11 protein-coding genes are annotated in these 15,799 nt (G+C 72.7%); 3 read left to right on the top strand and 8 right to left on the bottom strand.

The features are described from left to right. Positions 1-17: 17 nt before the first annotated feature. On the bottom strand, positions 18-1,322 hold the full coding sequence (locus ACFY7E_RS27920; RefSeq protein WP_389489551.1) for a YncE family protein: 1,305 nt from the start codon (positions 1,320-1,322) through the stop codon (positions 18-20). 313 nt (positions 1,323-1,635) lie between these two features. On the opposite strand from ACFY7E_RS27920, the gene ACFY7E_RS27915 reads away from it, so the two are divergent. Beyond that, the gene (locus tag ACFY7E_RS27915; protein WP_389489549.1) at positions 1,636-2,286 is read left to right on the top strand and encodes a TetR/AcrR family transcriptional regulator; all 651 of its coding nucleotides are present in this window, start codon (positions 1,636-1,638) and stop codon (positions 2,284-2,286) included. Between the two features lie 59 nt (positions 2,287-2,345). Here ACFY7E_RS27915 and ACFY7E_RS27910 read toward each other — a convergent pair whose 3' ends face one another. Beyond that, positions 2,346-3,902: an MFS transporter gene (locus ACFY7E_RS27910; protein ID WP_389489547.1), complete on the bottom strand. Its 1,557-nt coding sequence runs from the start codon at positions 3,900-3,902 to the stop codon at positions 2,346-2,348. A gap of 98 nt (positions 3,903-4,000) precedes the next feature. Beyond that, positions 4,001-4,306 (bottom strand): hypothetical protein, encoded by a 306-nt coding sequence (locus tag ACFY7E_RS27905; RefSeq protein ID WP_389489544.1) that lies wholly within the window; start codon positions 4,304-4,306, stop codon positions 4,001-4,003. A gap of 165 nt (positions 4,307-4,471) precedes the next feature. Here ACFY7E_RS27905 and ACFY7E_RS27900 point away from each other — a divergent pair, with 165 nt between their 5' ends. Beyond that, positions 4,472-6,094: an AMP-binding protein gene (locus ACFY7E_RS27900; protein ID WP_389489542.1), complete on the top strand. Its 1,623-nt coding sequence runs from the start codon at positions 4,472-4,474 to the stop codon at positions 6,092-6,094. Between the two features lie 152 nt (positions 6,095-6,246). Further along, entirely contained in the window at positions 6,247-7,074 is an 828-nt protein-coding gene (locus tag ACFY7E_RS27895) for a PaaX family transcriptional regulator C-terminal domain-containing protein (RefSeq protein ID WP_389489539.1), read from the top strand. 48 nt (positions 7,075-7,122) lie between these two features. Here ACFY7E_RS27895 and ACFY7E_RS27890 read toward each other — a convergent pair whose 3' ends face one another. From ACFY7E_RS27890 to ACFY7E_RS27870, 5 genes are all read right to left on the bottom strand, one after another. Next, positions 7,123-8,538: an amino acid permease gene (locus tag ACFY7E_RS27890; protein ID WP_389489536.1), complete on the bottom strand. Its 1,416-nt coding sequence runs from the start codon at positions 8,536-8,538 to the stop codon at positions 7,123-7,125. Positions 8,539-8,658: 120 nt separating this feature from the next. After that, positions 8,659-9,735: an ornithine carbamoyltransferase gene (argF, locus tag ACFY7E_RS27885; RefSeq protein ID WP_389489534.1), complete on the bottom strand. Its 1,077-nt coding sequence runs from the start codon at positions 9,733-9,735 to the stop codon at positions 8,659-8,661. 110 nt (positions 9,736-9,845) lie between these two features. After that, positions 9,846-11,078, bottom strand: coding sequence for an arginine deiminase (locus ACFY7E_RS27880; protein ID WP_389489531.1), 1,233 nt, complete (start codon positions 11,076-11,078; stop codon positions 9,846-9,848). 580 nt (positions 11,079-11,658) lie between these two features. Then, positions 11,659-14,226 (bottom strand): polynucleotide kinase-phosphatase, encoded by a 2,568-nt coding sequence (locus tag ACFY7E_RS27875; RefSeq protein WP_389489529.1) that lies wholly within the window; start codon positions 14,224-14,226, stop codon positions 11,659-11,661. Then, the gene (locus ACFY7E_RS27870; RefSeq protein WP_389489527.1) at positions 14,223-15,713 is read right to left on the bottom strand and encodes a 3' terminal RNA ribose 2'-O-methyltransferase Hen1; all 1,491 of its coding nucleotides are present in this window, start codon (positions 15,711-15,713) and stop codon (positions 14,223-14,225) included. The genes ACFY7E_RS27875 and ACFY7E_RS27870 overlap by 4 nt, the downstream gene beginning before the upstream one ends. Positions 15,714-15,799 lie beyond the last annotated feature (86 nt).

Below are 15,799 nucleotides of genomic sequence, written 5' to 3'. Positions count from 1 at the left end.
GTGAGCGACGGGAGCGGTCAGTCGGTCGGGCTCGTCCAGCCGGCAGGGAGGTGGGCGATGCGCACCCGTTGCGGGTGGTCGCCGACGGGTACGGAGGTGATCTTCCGGCCGGTGGCGAAGCTGATGGCGGTGACCTGGTCGGCGCCGCTCTCGGAGATGACGCAGGCTCGGCCGTCGCCGCTGACGGTGGCCCAGTAGGGCTTGGCGGCGGGGACCAGGGGCCCCTCCCGGAGGGTGGTGCGGTCGACGACGGTGGCGTAGTCGTCCATGGTTCCGGCGATGCACAGCCTGGTGCCGTCGGGGTTCATGGACATGCCGTGGTGGCGGGAGTCGTTGACGTAGGTGGTGCGGTCGTCACTGGTGGCGGGGTTCTTCGGCAGGGTCTTCATGCGGGTGATCTTGTCGGTGGCGACGTCGTACTCGAAGAAGCCGCTGAAGAAGGAGACCTGGAAGTACATCTTGGACTCGTCGGGGGTGAAGGCGACCGGCCGGATCGAGTCGGAGTGGTCCTTGCCTCCGGGGAAGGCGTTCAGCCGCTCCCGCATGTCGATGGTCCTGACCACCTCGAGGGTCCGGGCATCCGCCACGGTGATCTTGCGGTCGCCCTTGAGGAAGTCCTGCCAGGGCGCGTCGAAGTCGTTGTTGACCTCGCCGATCGACATGTTCCAGATCTTGCCGTCGCGGGTGAAGACGTTCTCGTGGGGCTTGTCGCCGGTGGCGAAGGAGCCGATCTGCCGGCCCGTGCGGATGTCCAGGACGTGCACGGTGTTGCCGGTCGAGGCCGACACCGCGACCCGTGTCCCGTCAGGGGAGACGGCCATGTGGTCGGCCCGGTAGCCCGCGACGCGGAAGCGCCACTCGAGCTTCCCGGTGGCGGTGTCGATGGAGGCCACGTCGCCGAAGCTGGGCCGTGACACCACGATCGCCGAGCCGTCGGGGGTGGTGTACATGTCGTCGACGAACTGGTCGTGGCCCTCGCCGGCGGTCTCCCGGATGCCCAGGAAGAAGGCCAGCCTGACCGGGTCGGTGTAGATCTCCCACAGGCGTTCGCTCTTGTCGGGGACCAGGTTGATCCGGCCGACCTTGGTGAAGTCCCCCGTGGACCTGATGACGTCGGCGGTGCCCTCCCAGTTGTTGCCGACCAGCATCACCTCCTGGAGCGTGGGCGCCGCCTGCGCGGTGCTCGCGGGCACGACGGTGCCGGCGGTCAGCAGGGCTGCGGCGGCGATGCTCCACAGCCGCCGGCGGCGGGTGGTGCCGGTCTGGCTGTTGCCGGTCCGCTCGGGACTGCTCGGAGCGGGGGCTGATGACGCAGCGTGCATGTTTCGCTCCTCCAAAGGGAGTGGTGCCGGGATGGGCGGGAAACGGGAGCTGCTGTGCATCGAGCCGGCCTGCGGTGCCGGAGCGCGAAACACGCTCTGCCGTGAGGCGTGGCAGCGACGGTCCGATCACTGATCGTCGGCGGTTCCGGGCGTTCTCGAGTCCAGGGGGCGCTCGCTTCGTGGGCTTGCACGACTCCCCAAGTCTGAACACCGACAATTTCAGACTTGGGTTACCGGATGGTAGGGAGGCACCCGCGGGCGGCGCAAGGCCCGTGCGGGAGGATTGTGCGTACCACCGGGCAGGGGGGTTGCGGTGACGGGAAGAACCACTCCGGCACAGGGCCGTTACGGGGGCAGGGACGCGGCCGAGCGGCGGGCCGAGCGACGCGGGCGGTTCCGCGAGGCGGGCCTGGACCTGTTCGGTGCCGGCCCCGGATACCGGGCGACCAGGCTCGGGGACCTGTGCAAAGCGGCCGGACTGTCGACCCGCCAGTTCTACGAGGAGTACCGCACGCTCGAAGACCTGCTCGCAGACCTTCACCTGTACGTCAACGAGGTCGCCGAGAAGGCGGTCATCGACATGTTGCCCGACGTCGAACACCTTCCTCTGCCGGAGCGGATCACCGCCTACGCCCACGCCTACATCAAGGGCGCCGCCGGCGACCTGCGCCATGCGCGCATCGCCTATGTCGAGATCGTCGGGGTCAGTCCGCGCATCAACCGTCAACGTCTTGAGCGTCGCGCCGTCTGGGTCGAGTTGCTGAACCGGATCTCGGGAGACGCCGCCGAGCGCGGCGAGATCCCGGCAGGTGACCACCGCATCACCGCCGCGGCCCTCATCGGCGCCGTGAACGGCCTGATGCACGACTGGGTCGTCGGGTGGGTCGACGCCACTCTGGAGGAGATCGCCGACGAGTTCCTCCAGATCGTCCTCGGCAGGTACGGACTCCGCCCGTCCACCTGACCGACCCTCACATGGCGGACATCTTCATCCGATCCGCCCGGTGATCCAGACGAGACGGCCTAGCCGCCCGGCATCATGCCCGCGCCGCCCTTGAGGCGTTCGATGTCCGAGGCGCGGACCTGGATGACGACGAGGGCGATCAGGGCGGCCACCGCGGCGAAGATCGCCGCCGTGACGAAGCCCGCCGAGACGCCCGAGGTCAGGACCTGGTCGCCCCAGGGCGGCGGCAGCTGGCCCGTCTCGGCGAACTGCGCCTTCTCCAGGGGGTTCGCCTGGGACAGGAAGGCCGGCACCTGCTTCTCGGCCTCGTTGCGGCTGGCCGTGCCGAAGACCGTGACCAGGATCGACAGGCCGAGTGATCCGCCGACCTGCTGCATGGCGTTGAGCAGGCCGGACGCGGCGCCCGAGTCACGCGGTTCGACGTTCGACAGCGCCATGATGGTCAGCGAGACGAACATCAGGCCCATGCCGAGACCGAAGACCAGGATCGGGCCGAGGATGCTCCCCAGGTAGCTGGAGTGCACGTCCGTCAGGGTCAGCCAGGCCAGGCCCGCGGCGGCGAGCACCGAGCCCGTCACCATGAAGGGCTTCGGGCCGTACCGGGGCAGCAGGTTGGACGTGAGTCCGGCGCCGACCGCGATGATCGCGCTGACCGGCAGGAACGCGAGGCCCGCCCGCAGGGGGCTGAAGCCGAGCACCTGCTGCACGAAGAGCGTGAGGAAGAAGAACATGCCGAAGATCGCCGCCGCCAGGCACAGCATGATGGCGTAGGTGCCCGAGCGGTTGCGGTCGGCGAACATGCGCAGCGGGGTGATGGGCTGCTGGGAGCGGCGCTCGACCAGGATGAACGCGGCCAGGAAGACGACCGCCGCGACGAACGAGCCGATCGTGTACGGATCGCGCCAGCCCTCCTGGGCGGCCCGGATGAACCCGTACACCAACGCCACCATGCCGAGCGTCGAGGTCAGCGCACCGGTGACGTCGAAGTGGCCGGGGCGCGGCTCCGACTCCTTGACGTGGCGGGGGGTCAGGAAGGCGATCAGCAGGGCGATGGGCACGTTGACGAAGAAGATCCAGCGCCAGTCGAGCCACTGGACGAGCATGCCGCCGGCCACCAGGCCGATCGCGCTGCCGCCGGCCGAGACGGCGGCGAACACGCCGAAGGCGCGGTTGCGTTCGGGGCCCTCGTCGAAGGTCGTGGTGATGAGGGAGAGCGCGGTCGGCGAGGCGATGGCGCCGCCGACGCCCTGGACGGCGCGGGCGGCGAGGAGTTGCCACTCGCTCTGGGCCAACCCGCAGAAGAGGGAGGCCAGTCCGAAGAGCAGCACGCCGAACATGAAGACGCGCCGACGCCCCAGGATGTCGCCGAAGCGGCCGCCGAGGAGGAGGAAGCCGCCGAAGGTGAGCGTGTAGGCGTTGACGACCCAGGCGAGGCTGGTGGTCGAGAAGTCGAGCGCGCTCTGGATGTGCGGGAGCGCGATGTTCACGATCGTGATGTCGAGGACGACCATCAGCTGGCAGGAGGCGATCACGAACAGGGCGATGCCCTTGCCGTCTCCTCCGCTCCCACGGGGTGCGGTCACCGTGGGATTCGTCGGCTTCGGGGTGCTAGGCATGAGCGTTCATGGCGCGTAACGCCCTCACGGGAGGGAGCCGTGGGCCGGCCGGCCCACCTTTTCGACCCTAAGCCCGGTCCGGGAGGGCGACCAGTTGATCAAGCGGGCGCGGGCTCGTCCGGGACCGCGAAGCCGTCCGGCTCCACCAGGGCCTGTTCGTCCCGGAGGCGTACGACTCCGGTCACGGCCGTCGCGGGCTGGTCACGGCCCGCCAGTCCCCGCCGGACGGGGCCCGGTTCGTGGGCCCGCGCCCGGTGGTCCTCGACGTCGGCGGCGTGGGCGGTGACCCGGGCGAGGAGGGTGCCGGGCTTCCTCGCGGTGGCGGGCACGCGGGGCTCGGCGGGGAGGGTGCGGAGCCGCCCCCGCCGGGTGGTCCGTTCCGGTTCGAGTGAGAATGCGGGCATGCGGGCCCTCTCCGGCGCCCTTCGGCGCCCTCGTCACAGCGCCGGCCTCCGGCGCCCTCGTACCGGCGCGTCCCGGCGGGCTTGTCGCGGTTTAACGACTGCCGCCGGTCCCACGTTATGTTCGTGGAGCGACCGGCGGCCCCGTCACGTCAGGGGGACGGACCCATGGAGCTGACGCCCTCGGCCCACCTCGACGCCTTCGCCCGCGACCGGCTGCCGCCGCCGGAGCGGTGGCCCCGGCTCCTCTTCGACCTCCCCGGGCTCGCGTACCCCGACCGGCTCAACTGCGGGGCGGAACTCCTCGACCGCACGGTGGAACGTTTCGGCGCCGACCGGCCCGCCTTCCACGACGACGAGGGCGGGGTCTGGAGCTACGGGGAGCTGCGGGACCGGGTCGACCGGATGGCCCACGTCCTCACCACCGACCTGCGCCTCGTGCCCGGCAACCGGGTCCTGCTCCGCGGGCCGACCACCCCCTGGCTGGCCGCCTGCTGGCTCGCCGTGATGAAGGCCGGCGGGATCGCCGTCACCGTTCTGGCCCAGCAGCGCGCCCCCGAACTGGCCGTCATGGCGGACGCGGCCCGCTGCACCCACGCACTCTGCGACGCCCGCTCCCTCGGCGAGCTCCTCGCGGCCGGGATCCCCGGGCTCCGGATCACCCCGTTCGGCGGGGACGGCCCGGACGACCTCCTGGCCCTCGCCGCCCGCCGCCCCGGCCCGTACGCGGCCGTGCCGACCGCCGCCGACGACGTGGCCCTCATCGCCTTCACCTCCGGCACCACCGGCCGCCCCAAGGGGTGCGTCCACTTCCACCGGGACGTCCTGGCCGTCGCCGACACCTTCTCCGCGCACGTCCTGCGCCCGCTGCCCGACGACGTCTTCGCCGGTTCGCCGCCGCTCGCCTTCACCTTCGGCCTCGGCGGGCTCGTCGTCTTCCCCCTGCGGGCCGGAGCGAGCGCGGTCCTCCTCGAACAGGCCGGCCCGCAGCAGCTCCTCGCGGCGATCGAGCGGTACCGGATCTCGGTCCTCCTCACCGCCCCGACCGCCTACCGCGTCATGCTCGGCGAGCTGGCCCGGGGCACCGCCCCGGACACCGGCTCGCTGCGCCGCTGCGTCTCCGCCGGGGAGGACCTGCCGGAGGCGACCTGGCGGTCCTGGTACGCCCGCACGGGGCTGCGCCTGATCAACGGCATCGGCTCGACCGAACTGCTGCACATCTTCCTCTCGGCCGCCGACGGCGACGTCCGCCCCGGCACCACCGGCCGCCCGGTCCCCGGCTGGCGGGCCAGGGTCGTCGACCGGGAGGGCCGCGAGGTCCCGGACGGCCGGGAGGGGCTGCTCGCGGTGCGCGGCCCGGTCGGCTGCCGCTATCTGGACGACCCCCGTCAGACCGAGTACGTGCGGAACGGCTGGAACGTCACGGGCGACACGTACGTCCGCGACCCCGACGGCTGGTTCCGGTACGTCTCGCGCGCCGACGACATGATCATCTCGGCCGGGTACAACATCGCGGGGCCCCAGGTCGAGGAGGTCCTCCTCGGCCACCCCGACGTGGTGGAGACGGCCGTGGTGGGCCGCCCGGACGAGCTGCGCGGCCAGGTCGTCGTGGCGTACGCGGTGGTACGGGACGGGGTGCCGCGCGACGCGAGCACGGCCGCCGCGCTGCGGGCCTTCGTGCGCGCCCGCCTCGCCCCGTACAAGTCGCCCCGCGAGGTCGTCTTCCTGGACGCGCTGCCGCGCACGGCGACGGGCAAGCTCCAGCGCTTCCGGCTCCGGGGGGCGGTGTGACCCGGTTCCGCACCCGGCGCGGTCCGTCGTCCGATCCGTTGTCGGGTCCGGTCCGTCGTCCGGTGCGGTCCGTCGTCCGGCGCGCCCCCGCACCCCGTGTGACCCCGCCTGACGTGTGCACACCCCCCGCGCCCAGCGCCTAAAGTGATCACGTGGCCGAGCAGCACACCCCCCGATCCCTGATCGTCTCCCTCTACGGCGAATACGGGCGCACGCCCGACGGCTCGCCGGTGCCGGTGGCCGCGCTCGTCCGGCTGCTCGCCGTCCTCGGCGTGGACGCGCCCTCGGTGCGCTCCTCGGTGTCGCGCCTGAAGCGGCGGGGCCTGCTGCTGCCGCGCCGCACGGCGGACGGGGCCGCCGGGTACGCCCTCTCGGAGGACGCGCGCCGGCTCCTCGACGACGGCGACCGCCGGATCTACGCCCGGAGTGAGCCGAAGCTCTCCGAGGGCTGGGTCCTGGCCGTCTTCTCGGTGCCCGAGGCCGAGCGCCACAAGCGGCACCTGCTGCGGTCCCGGCTCGGCCGCCTCGGCTTCGGCACGGCGGCGCCGGGCGTCTGGATCGCGCCCGCGCGCCTGTACGAGGAGACCCGCAACACCCTGGAGCGCCTCGGGCTCTCCCCGTACGTGGACCTCTTCCGGGGCGACCACCTGGGGTACGCGGCGACGGCGGAGGCGGCGGCCCGCTGGTGGGACCTGCCGGCGATCGCCGGCCTCCACGAGACGTTCGTGGCGGCCTACGGGCCGGTCCTGCGGGCCCGGCGGAAGGACCCGGGCGGGCCCGAGGACGCCTACCGGGACTATCTGCTCGCCCTCGACTCCTGGCGCCGCCTCCCGTACGCCGACCCCGTCCTCCCGGCGGAGCTCCTCCCCGGCGACTGGCCGGGCCGCCGCTCGGCGGAGGTCTTCGCCGCCCTGCACGAGCTGCTGCGGGACCGGGGGGCGGAGTTCGTACGGCCCTTCCTGGCCGGGGACGGGGAGTAGGGCCGCCCCCGGCCCCGTACCGTCGGCCGAGGGCCGCCGCTGCGGCTGCTAAGCCCCGTCCGCCGGGGTGACGAGCCGCGAGTTGCGGCGCCCGTAGACCGCGTAGAGCAGTCCGCCCGCGAGCAGGAACACCGCGAACTGCAGCCAGGTCGCCCAGCCCGTGCCCCAGATCAGGTACAGGCAGAAGCCGATGCCGAGCACCGGGCTCAGCGGGAAGAGCGGCACCCGGAAGGAGCGCTGCAGCTCGGGGGCACGGCGGCGCAGCACCATCACCGCGAGGTTGACGACCGCCATGACGGCGAGGGTGCCGATGGTGGTCAGGTCGACGACCACGTCGAGCGGGGCGAAGGCGGCCGGCACGGCGAAGACGGCGGCCACGGTCCAGGTGTTGGCGACGGGGGTCGAGGTCTTCGGGGAGACCCGCTCGAAGACCCGGGGGACGAGCCCGTCGCGGGACATCGACATCAGGATGCGGGTCTGGCCGTACATCACCGCGAGGACGACGGAGGCGATGGCGACGACCGCGCCGAAGGCGATGACCCCGCCGCCGACCGACGAGCCGGTGACCTCGTTCACCACGACCGAGAGGGCGGCCGGGCTGTTCGCGACGGCGTCGGCGCCGAGCGCCCCGATCGCGGAGAGCGCGACGGCGCAGTAGAGCAGGGTGACGATCCCGATGCAGACGAGGATGGCGATCGGGACGTTGCGGCGCGGGTTCTTCACCTCCTCGCCGGCCGTGGTGATCGCGTCGAAGCCGATGTACGAGAAGAAGGCCACGGAGGCGCCGGCGGTGATGCCGCCGAGGCCGCTGCCCGTGAACGGCGAGAGGTGCCCGTCCTGGAAGGCGGAGAAGCCGACGGCGCAGAAGACGATCAGGATGCCGATCTTGAGGACGGCCATGGCGGCGGTCGCCCGGGCGCTCTCGCGGACCCCGCGCACGAGGAGCGTGGCGGCGAGCAGGATCACGACCACGGCGGGCAGGTTGACCACGCCGCCCTCGCCCGGCCCGGCGGAGAGCGCGGCGGGCAGCTGCCAGCCGGTCAGGCTTTCGAGGAGTTCGTTGAGGTACTGGCTCCAGCCGACCGCGACGGCGGAGACGGACACGCCGTACTCCAGGAGCAGGCACCAGCCGACGAGGAAGGCGGCCCGCTCGCCCAGGCTCGCGTAGGCGAAGGAGTACGAGGAGCCCGAGACCGGGATCGCGCTGCCCAGCTCCGCGAAGGAGAAGGCGGTGAAGACGCAGGTGATCGCGGCGAGCACGAAGGAGACCACGACCGCGGGGCCGGCCTCCGCGACGCTGTCGGAGAGGCCGACGAAGATGCCGGTGCCCACGATCGCGCCGACGCCGAAGCAGATGAGCTGGAAGAGGCCCATGGTGCGCTTGAGGCCGTGGCCCTCGAGGTCGGCGCCGGACTCGGCGATGAGCTGCTGCGGCGTCTTGATCCGCGCGGCGGACGGGGTCATGCGGGGTTCTCGTTTCTGGTGCGTGCACGCGTGAGGGGGGTCCGGGCCTACCAGCCCGAACCCCCCTGAACCGTGCGATCGTAAACCGCACGCCGCATATTCACCCAATCGGGCGCAACGTCACGCCTCGACCACGGCGCCGGTCCCGGCCCCGGTCCCGGTTCCGAGCCCGGCCCCGGCTCCCGTGCCGGTCTCGGCCCCGGCCAGCGTCGCGACCAGGACCGCCTTGATGGTGTGCATCCGGTTCTCGGCCTGGTCGAAGACGACCGAGTGCGCCGACTCGAAGACCTCGTCGGTGACCTCCAGCTCGGTCAGGCCGTGCCGGGCGTGGATGTCGCGGCCGACGGCGGTGCCCAGGTCGTGGAAGGCGGGCAGGCAGTGCAGGAACCTGACGTCCGGGTTCCCGGTGGCCCGCAGCACGTCCATGGTCACGGAGTACGGGGCGAGGGCGGCGATCCGCTCGTCCCAGACCTCCTTGGGTTCGCCCATGGAGACCCAGACGTCGGTGGCCACGAAGTCGGCGCCCCGGACCCCCTCCGCCACGTCCTCGGTGAGCGTGACGGTGGCGCCGCTCCTCCCGGCCAGCTCGCGGGCCCGCTCGACGACCCCCTCGGACGGCCAGTACGCCTTCGGGGCGACGATCCGGACGTCCATGCCGAGCAGGGCGCCGGTGACCAGGTAGGAGTTGCCCATGTTGAAGCGGGCGTCGCCGAGGTAGGCGAAGGCGACCCGCTCCAGCGGCTTGTCCGTGTGCTCGGTCACGGTGAGCACGTCGGCGAGCATCTGGGTGGGGTGCCAGTCGTCGGTGAGGCCGTTGAAGACGGGCACGCCCGCGAAGGCGGCGAGCTCCTCGACCGCGGCCTGGCTGTCCCCCCGGTACTCGATCCCGTCGAACATCCGGCCGAGGACGCGGGCCGTGTCCTTGAAGGACTCCTTGTGGCCGATCTGGGAGCCCGAGGGGTCGAGGTAGGTCGTGGAGGCGCCCTGGTCGGCGGCGGCGACCTCGAAGGCGCAGCGGGTGCGGGTCGAGGTCTTCTCGAAGATCAGGGCGATGTTCCGGCCGCGCAGCCGCTGCACCTCGGCACCCGCCTTCTTGGCGGCCTTGAGGTCGGCGGCGAGCGCGACCAGACCGCGGAACTCCTCGGCGGTGAAGTCCAGCTCCTTGAGGAAGTGGCGGCCGATGAGGTCTGTGGCCATGGGTCGCGCTCCTGTGGGTACGGTCGGGTACGGCGATCGGGGACCCTGGAAGTCTATACGCACTTCAACATTTATATACAGCCCCCTCCCGGCCGCTCTCCCCGAGCCCGTCAGACGGCGTCCCGCTCCACCGGACAGCTCATGCAGCGCGGACCGCCCCTCCCCCGGCCCAGCTCGCTGCCGGGGATCTCGATCACCTCGATGCCCTGCTTGCGCAGGTGCGTGTTCGTGGTGACGTTCCGCTCGTACGCGACGACCACCCCCGGCTCCACGGCGAGCACGTTGCACCCGTCGTCCCACTGCTCGCGCTCGGCCGCGTGCACGTCCTGGGTCGCCGTGAGGACCCGGATCCCCGGGAGGCCCAGGGCAGCCGCGATCGCGTCGTGCATCCGCTCCGGCGGGTGGTCGGTCACCCGCAGGGGCTGCCCCGCGTCCCCCGGCTCGATCGTGTACGAGCGGAGCATGCCGAGCCCCGCGTACTGGGTGAACGTGTCCTGGTCCACCATCGTCATCACCGTGTCCAGGTGCATGAACGCGCGCCGCTTCGGCATGTCGAGCGCGACGATCGTGTGCGCCGAACCGGCCGCGAACAGGCCCCGGGCCAGCATCTCCACCGCCTGCGGGGTGGTGCGCTCGCTCATCCCGATGAGTACGGCTCCGTTGCCGATGACCAGGACGTCCCCGCCCTCGATCGTCGACGGGTAGTCCGCCTGCCCCTCCGACCAGTGGTGGAAGGGGCCCGCCCCGGGCCCGGTGAAGAGCGGGTGGTGCTTGTAGATCGCCTCGAAGTGGACCGTCTCGCGCTGCCGGGCCGGCCAGCGCATGGCGTTGATGGAGACGCCGTCGTAGATCCAGGCCGAGGTGTCCCGGGTGAAGAGGTGGTTGGGCAGCGGACCGAGGAGGAAGTCGTCCAGGTCGAGCGCGTGGAAGCGGACCGAGGTCGGCTCCCGGTGCGCCGCCAGGAACTCCCGCTTCGTCATCCCGCCGACGAGCACCTCGCCGAGCGCGACGGCGTCGAGCGAGTCGAAGGCCGCCCGGAGGTGGTCGGTGGCGAGCGGACCGTACTCCTTCTCGTCGAAGACCCGGTCCAGGACGAGGGCGCGGGCGGCCGGGACCTCGAGCGACTCGCTCAGGAGGTCCGCGAAGAGGTGCACCTCCACGCCCCGGTCGCGCAGCACGTCGGCGAAGCCGTCGTGCTCCTGCCGGGCCCGCCGCACCCAGAGGACGTCGTCGAAGAGGAGGGTGTCCTTGTTGGTCGGAGTGAGCCGCTTCAGCTCCAGGTCGGGGCGGTGGAGGATGACGCGGCGCAGCCGCCCGGTCTCGGAATCGACGTGGAATCCCATGGGTCCATCCTGACGGAGGGGGGCCTCCGCGGCCCGCGTTTCGGCGCGGGGCCGTCGGACGGGGCGCCTGTCCCGGCCGACCGCCGGGACGCTCGCGGCGGGCGGGTCACCGGCGGTGTGGTGCGTGCGGTGTGGTGCGTGCGGTGTGGTGCGTGCGGTGTGCGGTGTGGTGCGTACGGTTCTCTCCTCCGGCCCGGGGCGTTGGGCCGTCCCCCCGCGACGGCCCAACGCCGGTTCGTGGCCCCCCGCCGGCCCCGGGCGGCGGCTCCCCGTCCGGTCCGGGCGGAGGCGCGGTCCCGCGCGGCACACCGTCCGCGTACCACCCCCGTACCGCCCGCGAGCCTTCTCCGGAGGGTCCCCGCCGGTGCCCGTCCGGTGCCTTTCGCGGGCGTGTTCCCGGCTCGTGTGGCGTTCCCCGTCACGCTGTTGGCGTTCCGTCACGTGACGGGGTGAAGAACGCTAGGGGGTGCGGAAGCAACGCGTCAGCGAGCACGAGGGGGCGCAGGGGAGCGCCGCCCCGGACACCCCCGCGCCCCCGCCGGAACGGTCCGGCGGGGGCGGGAGGACACGGGCCCCGGATTCAGAGCCTCGGGTCGACCGGCTCCGATTCCAGGGCGAGGACCGCGAAGACGGCCTCGTGGATCCGCCAGAGCGGTTCGCCGTCGGCGAGCCGGTCGAGCGCCTCCAGGCCGAGCGCGTACTCGCGCAGGGCGAGGGACCGCTTGTGGCCGAGGAAGCGCTGCCGCAGCCGCTCCAGGTTCTCCGGGCGGGTGTACTCGGGGCCGTAGATGATCCGCAGGTACTCCCGGCCGCGGACCTTCACGCCCGGCTGGACGAGCCGGCCCTTGCCGTCGCGGACGAGCGCCGCCAGCGGCTTGACGACCATGCCCTCGCCGCCCGCGCCGGTCAGCTCCAGCCACCAGTCGACGCCGGCGCGGACCGAGGCCTCGTCGCCCGTGTCGACGACGAGGCGGCGGGTGACCCGGACCAGACCGGTCGGGTCGTGCTCCACGAGCCGGTCGAGCCACGCGAGCTGCTCGTCGTGCGGCACGGCCGCGAGCGAGCGCCCGCGCGCCGCCAGGAGCTGGAAGGGCGCGAACCGCACGCCCTCCAGGCCCTCGGTCGGCCAGCAGTACCTGCGGTAGGCGGCCGTGAAGGCCTCCGCGTCCACCGCCCGCTCCCGCTGCCGGCCGAGCAGCCCGTCGAGCCCCTCGACGCCGCGTTCCACCGCCTGTCGCAGGGCGTCGATCGCACCGGGCAGCACGGCGCCCGAGGCGGCGCCGACGGCCGCGTACTGCGCGCGGAGCAGACCGGCCGACTTGAGCGACCACGGCATCAGTTCGCCGTCGAGCAGCAGCCAGTCCGTGTCGAGTTCCTCCCAGAGCCCGGCGGCCCCGATCGCCGTCCGCAGCCGTGCGAGGACCTCCTCGGTGACGGCGGCGTCGTCGAAGAAGGGGCGTCCGGTACGGGTGTGCAGGACGCCCGTCACCCCGTCGGCGCCGAAGCGCTCGCGGGCCGCGTCGGCGTCCCGGCAGACCAGGGCCACGGCCCGGGAGCCCATGTGCTTCTCCTCGCACACGACCCGTTCGACGCCGTCGGCCCGGTACTGGGCGAAGGCCTCGGCGGGGTGCTCCAGGTAGCCCTCCTCCTTCGAGGTGGCGGTCGGCGCCATGGTCGGCGGCAGGTAGGCGAGCAGGCGCGGGTCGACCGCGAAGCGGCTCATGACCTCCAGGGCCGCCGCCGCGTTCTCCTCGCGCACGGCGACGTTGCCGTGCTGCCGGGTCTCCACGGTCCGCCGCCCGTGCACGTCGGCCAGGTCCAGGGGCCGTCCCTGGTGCCCGCCGGGCGCGGCGGTCGCGAGCGGCCGGGCCGGCTCGTACCAGACCCGCTCGGCCGGTACGTCGACCAGTTCGCGCTCCGGCCAGCGCAGCGCGGTCATCCTCCCGCCGAAGACGGCCCCGGTGTCGAGGCAGAGGGTGTTGTTGACCCAGGACGTGTTCGGCACGGGGGTGTGCCCGTAGACGACGGTGGCCCGGCCCCGGTACTCCTCCGCCCACGGGTAGCGCACGGGCAGCCCGAACTCGTCGGTCTCGCCGGTGGTGTCCCCGTACAGCGCGTGCGAGCGCACCCGGCCGGAGGTGCGGCCGTGGTACTTCTCCGGCAGTCCGGCGTGGCAGACGACGAGGTCGCCGCCGTCGAGGACGTAGTGGCTGACGAGTCCGTCGATGAACGTCGCGACCTCGGCCCGGAACTCCTCGCTCTCGCCCTCCAACTGCTCGATCGTCTCGGCCAGTCCGTGGGTCCGCTGGACCTTGCGGCCCTTCAGCCAGCGGCCGAGCTTGTTCTCGTGGTTGCCGGGGACGCACAGGGCGTCGCCGGAGGCCACCATGGACATGACGCGGCGCAGGACGCCCGGGGAGTCGGGGCCCCGGTCGACCAGGTCGCCGACGAAGACCGCCGTGCGCCCCTCGGGGTGGTGCCCGTCGACGTAGCCGAGCTTGCCGAGCAGGGTCTCCAGCTCGGAGCTGCAACCGTGGACGTCGCCGACGACGTCGAAGGGGCCGGTGAGGTGGCGCAGGTCGTTGAAGCGGCGCTCCAGGACGACCTCGGCAGCCTCGACCTCCTCGACGGAACGCAGCACGTGGACCTTGCGGAAGCCCTCGCGCTCCAGTCCGCGCAGCGAACGCCGCAGCTCGCGGCGGTGGCGCTGGATGACGTGCGCGGGCATGTCGGCCCGGTCGGGGCGGGTCGCGTTCCGCTCGCGGCACACCTGCTCGGGCAGGTCGAGGACGATCGCGATCGGCAGCACGTCGTACGTCCTGGCGAGCTGCACGAGCTGCCGCCGGGCCTCCTGCTGCACGTTGGTGGCGTCGACCACGGTGAGCCGCCCGGCGGCGAGGCGCTTGCCGGCGATGTAGTGGAGGACGTCGAAGGCGTCCCGGCTGGCGGACTGGTCGTTCTCGTCGTCGGCGACGAGCCCCCGGCAGAAGTCGGAGGAGACGATCTCGGTGGGCTTGAAGTGGCGCCGCGCGAAGGTGGACTTGCCGGAGCCGGTGGCGCCGACGAGCACGACGAGGGAGAGGTCGGTGACGGGCAGGGTCCGGCGCGCGGCGGTGGTGTCGGCGGTGCTGTCGGTGACGGTGGTCATGCCTGCCCCTCCTTCTCGTTCTTGTCGTTCTCGTCGTTGTTCTCTGTGGTGGTACGGGTGAGGACGGCCATCTGGGTGGGCGGTCCGACCTCGGGGTCGTCGGGGCCGACGGGGGTGAACCCGACCTCGTACCCGTACTCCCCCGCCACCCGGACCGCCCAGGTCCGGAACTCCTCGCGGGTCCACTCGAAGCGGTGGTCGCTGTGCCGGACGTGCCCGGCGGGCAGGGTCTCCCAGCGCACGTTGTACTCGACGTTCGGCGTGGTCACGAGGACCGTACGGGGCCGGGCCGAGCCGAACACCGCGTATTCCAGGGCCGGCAGCCTCGGCAGGTCCAGGTGCTCGATCACCTCGCTGAGCACGGCCGCGTCGTAACCGGCCAGCCGCTTGTCGGTGTACGCGAGGGAGCCCTGCACCAGTTTCACGCGGGCGGCCTGCCGCTCCCCCATGCGGTCGAGCCGCAGCCGGCGCGCGGCGACGGTCAGGGCCCGGACGGACACGTCGACGCCGACGACCTCGGTGAAGCGCGGGTCCTTGAGCAGGGCCTGCACCAGCTGGCCCTGTCCGCAGCCCAGGTCGAGCACGCGCGCCGCCCCGGCCTCGCGCAGCGCGGACAGGATCGCGTCCCGTCGCTGCCGGGCGAGCGGCACCGGGCGTTCCTCGGTGTCGGTCGTCTCGTCCACGGCGTTGTCGACGTCCTCGACGTCCAGGCCCTCGGCCTCGGCGAGCCGGGCCAGTTCGAGTCGTTCCGTCGCCTCCCGGGCCAGGCCCCGGCGGCGGGAGAGGTAGCGCTCCGTGATCAGCTTCCGCTCGGGGTGCCCGGCGAGCCAGCCGTCACCGGCGCGCAGCAGCTTGTCGACCTCGTCGGGCGCGACCCAGTAGTGCTTGGCGTCGTCGAGGACGGGCAGCAGGACGTACAGGTGGTTGAGGGCGTCCGCGAGCCGCAGCTCGCCCTCAAGGACGAGGCGCACGTACCGCGAGTCGCCCCACTCGGGGAACTCGGCGTCCAGCGCGACCGGTTCGGCCTCCACCACGGTCCAGCCCAGCGGGCCGAACAGTGCGCGCACCAGCCCGGCGCCGCCCCGGGCGGGGAGCGCGGGGACCTCGATCCGCAGCGGCAGCGGCGCGGCGGCCCGCTCGGGCATCGCCCTGCAGTCGCCGTGCAGCGCGGACTTGAAGACCTTGGCGAGCGCGACGGCGAGCAGTGAGGACGCCGCGTAGGGCCGGTCGTTCACGTACTGCGCGAGCGCGGAGTCCGGGGCGCCGCCCCGGCCCTTGCCCTTGCCGCGGCGCACGAGCGCCACGGGGTCCACCTCCAGGAGGAGCGCCGCCGTGCACCGCTCGGCGCTCGCCTCGGGGTAGAGGACGTGCGCGGTGCCGTGCGAGGTCGGGAACGACTGCGCCCGCTCGGGATGCTTGTGCAGCAGGAATCCGAGGTCGGTCGCGGGTCGCTCCGGGATGCCGGTCGTACTGATCGTCAGGAACACGTCTTCGAGTATGGTGCCGCCCTTCGCCGCCCCACCAGGCATTTTCCGCGCGCCCGGACGGGCGGGACCGGACGCACGGGACCGGA

The sequence above is a fragment of the Streptomyces sp. NPDC012825 genome (assembly GCF_042900925.1).
Lineage (GTDB): Bacteria > Actinomycetota > Actinomycetes > Streptomycetales > Streptomycetaceae > Streptomyces.
The sequence above is the reverse complement of the archived record's forward strand: the minus strand, read 5'-3'. Positions and strand labels throughout refer to the sequence as shown.

Bases quoted from the DNA above. Each gene is read 5' to 3' on its own strand.
- ACFY7E_RS27875 (WP_389489529.1), bottom strand. From the start codon at position 14,226: ATGACCACCGTCACCGACAGCACCGCCGACACCACCGCCGCGCGCCGG.
- ACFY7E_RS27880 (WP_389489531.1), bottom strand. From the start codon at position 11,078: ATGGGATTCCACGTCGATTCCGAGACCGGGCGGCTGCGCCGCGTCATC.
- ACFY7E_RS27905 (WP_389489544.1), bottom strand. From the start codon at position 4,306: ATGCCCGCATTCTCACTCGAACCGGAACGGACCACCCGGCGGGGGCGG.
- ACFY7E_RS27890 (WP_389489536.1), bottom strand. From the start codon at position 8,538: ATGACCCCGTCCGCCGCGCGGATCAAGACGCCGCAGCAGCTCATCGCC.
- ACFY7E_RS27910 (WP_389489547.1), bottom strand. From the start codon at position 3,902: ATGCCTAGCACCCCGAAGCCGACGAATCCCACGGTGACCGCACCCCGT.
- ACFY7E_RS27900 (WP_389489542.1), top strand. From the start codon at position 4,472: ATGGAGCTGACGCCCTCGGCCCACCTCGACGCCTTCGCCCGCGACCGG.
- ACFY7E_RS27920 (WP_389489551.1), bottom strand. From the start codon at position 1,322: ATGCACGCTGCGTCATCAGCCCCCGCTCCGAGCAGTCCCGAGCGGACC.
- argF (WP_389489534.1), bottom strand. From the start codon at position 9,735: ATGGCCACAGACCTCATCGGCCGCCACTTCCTCAAGGAGCTGGACTTC.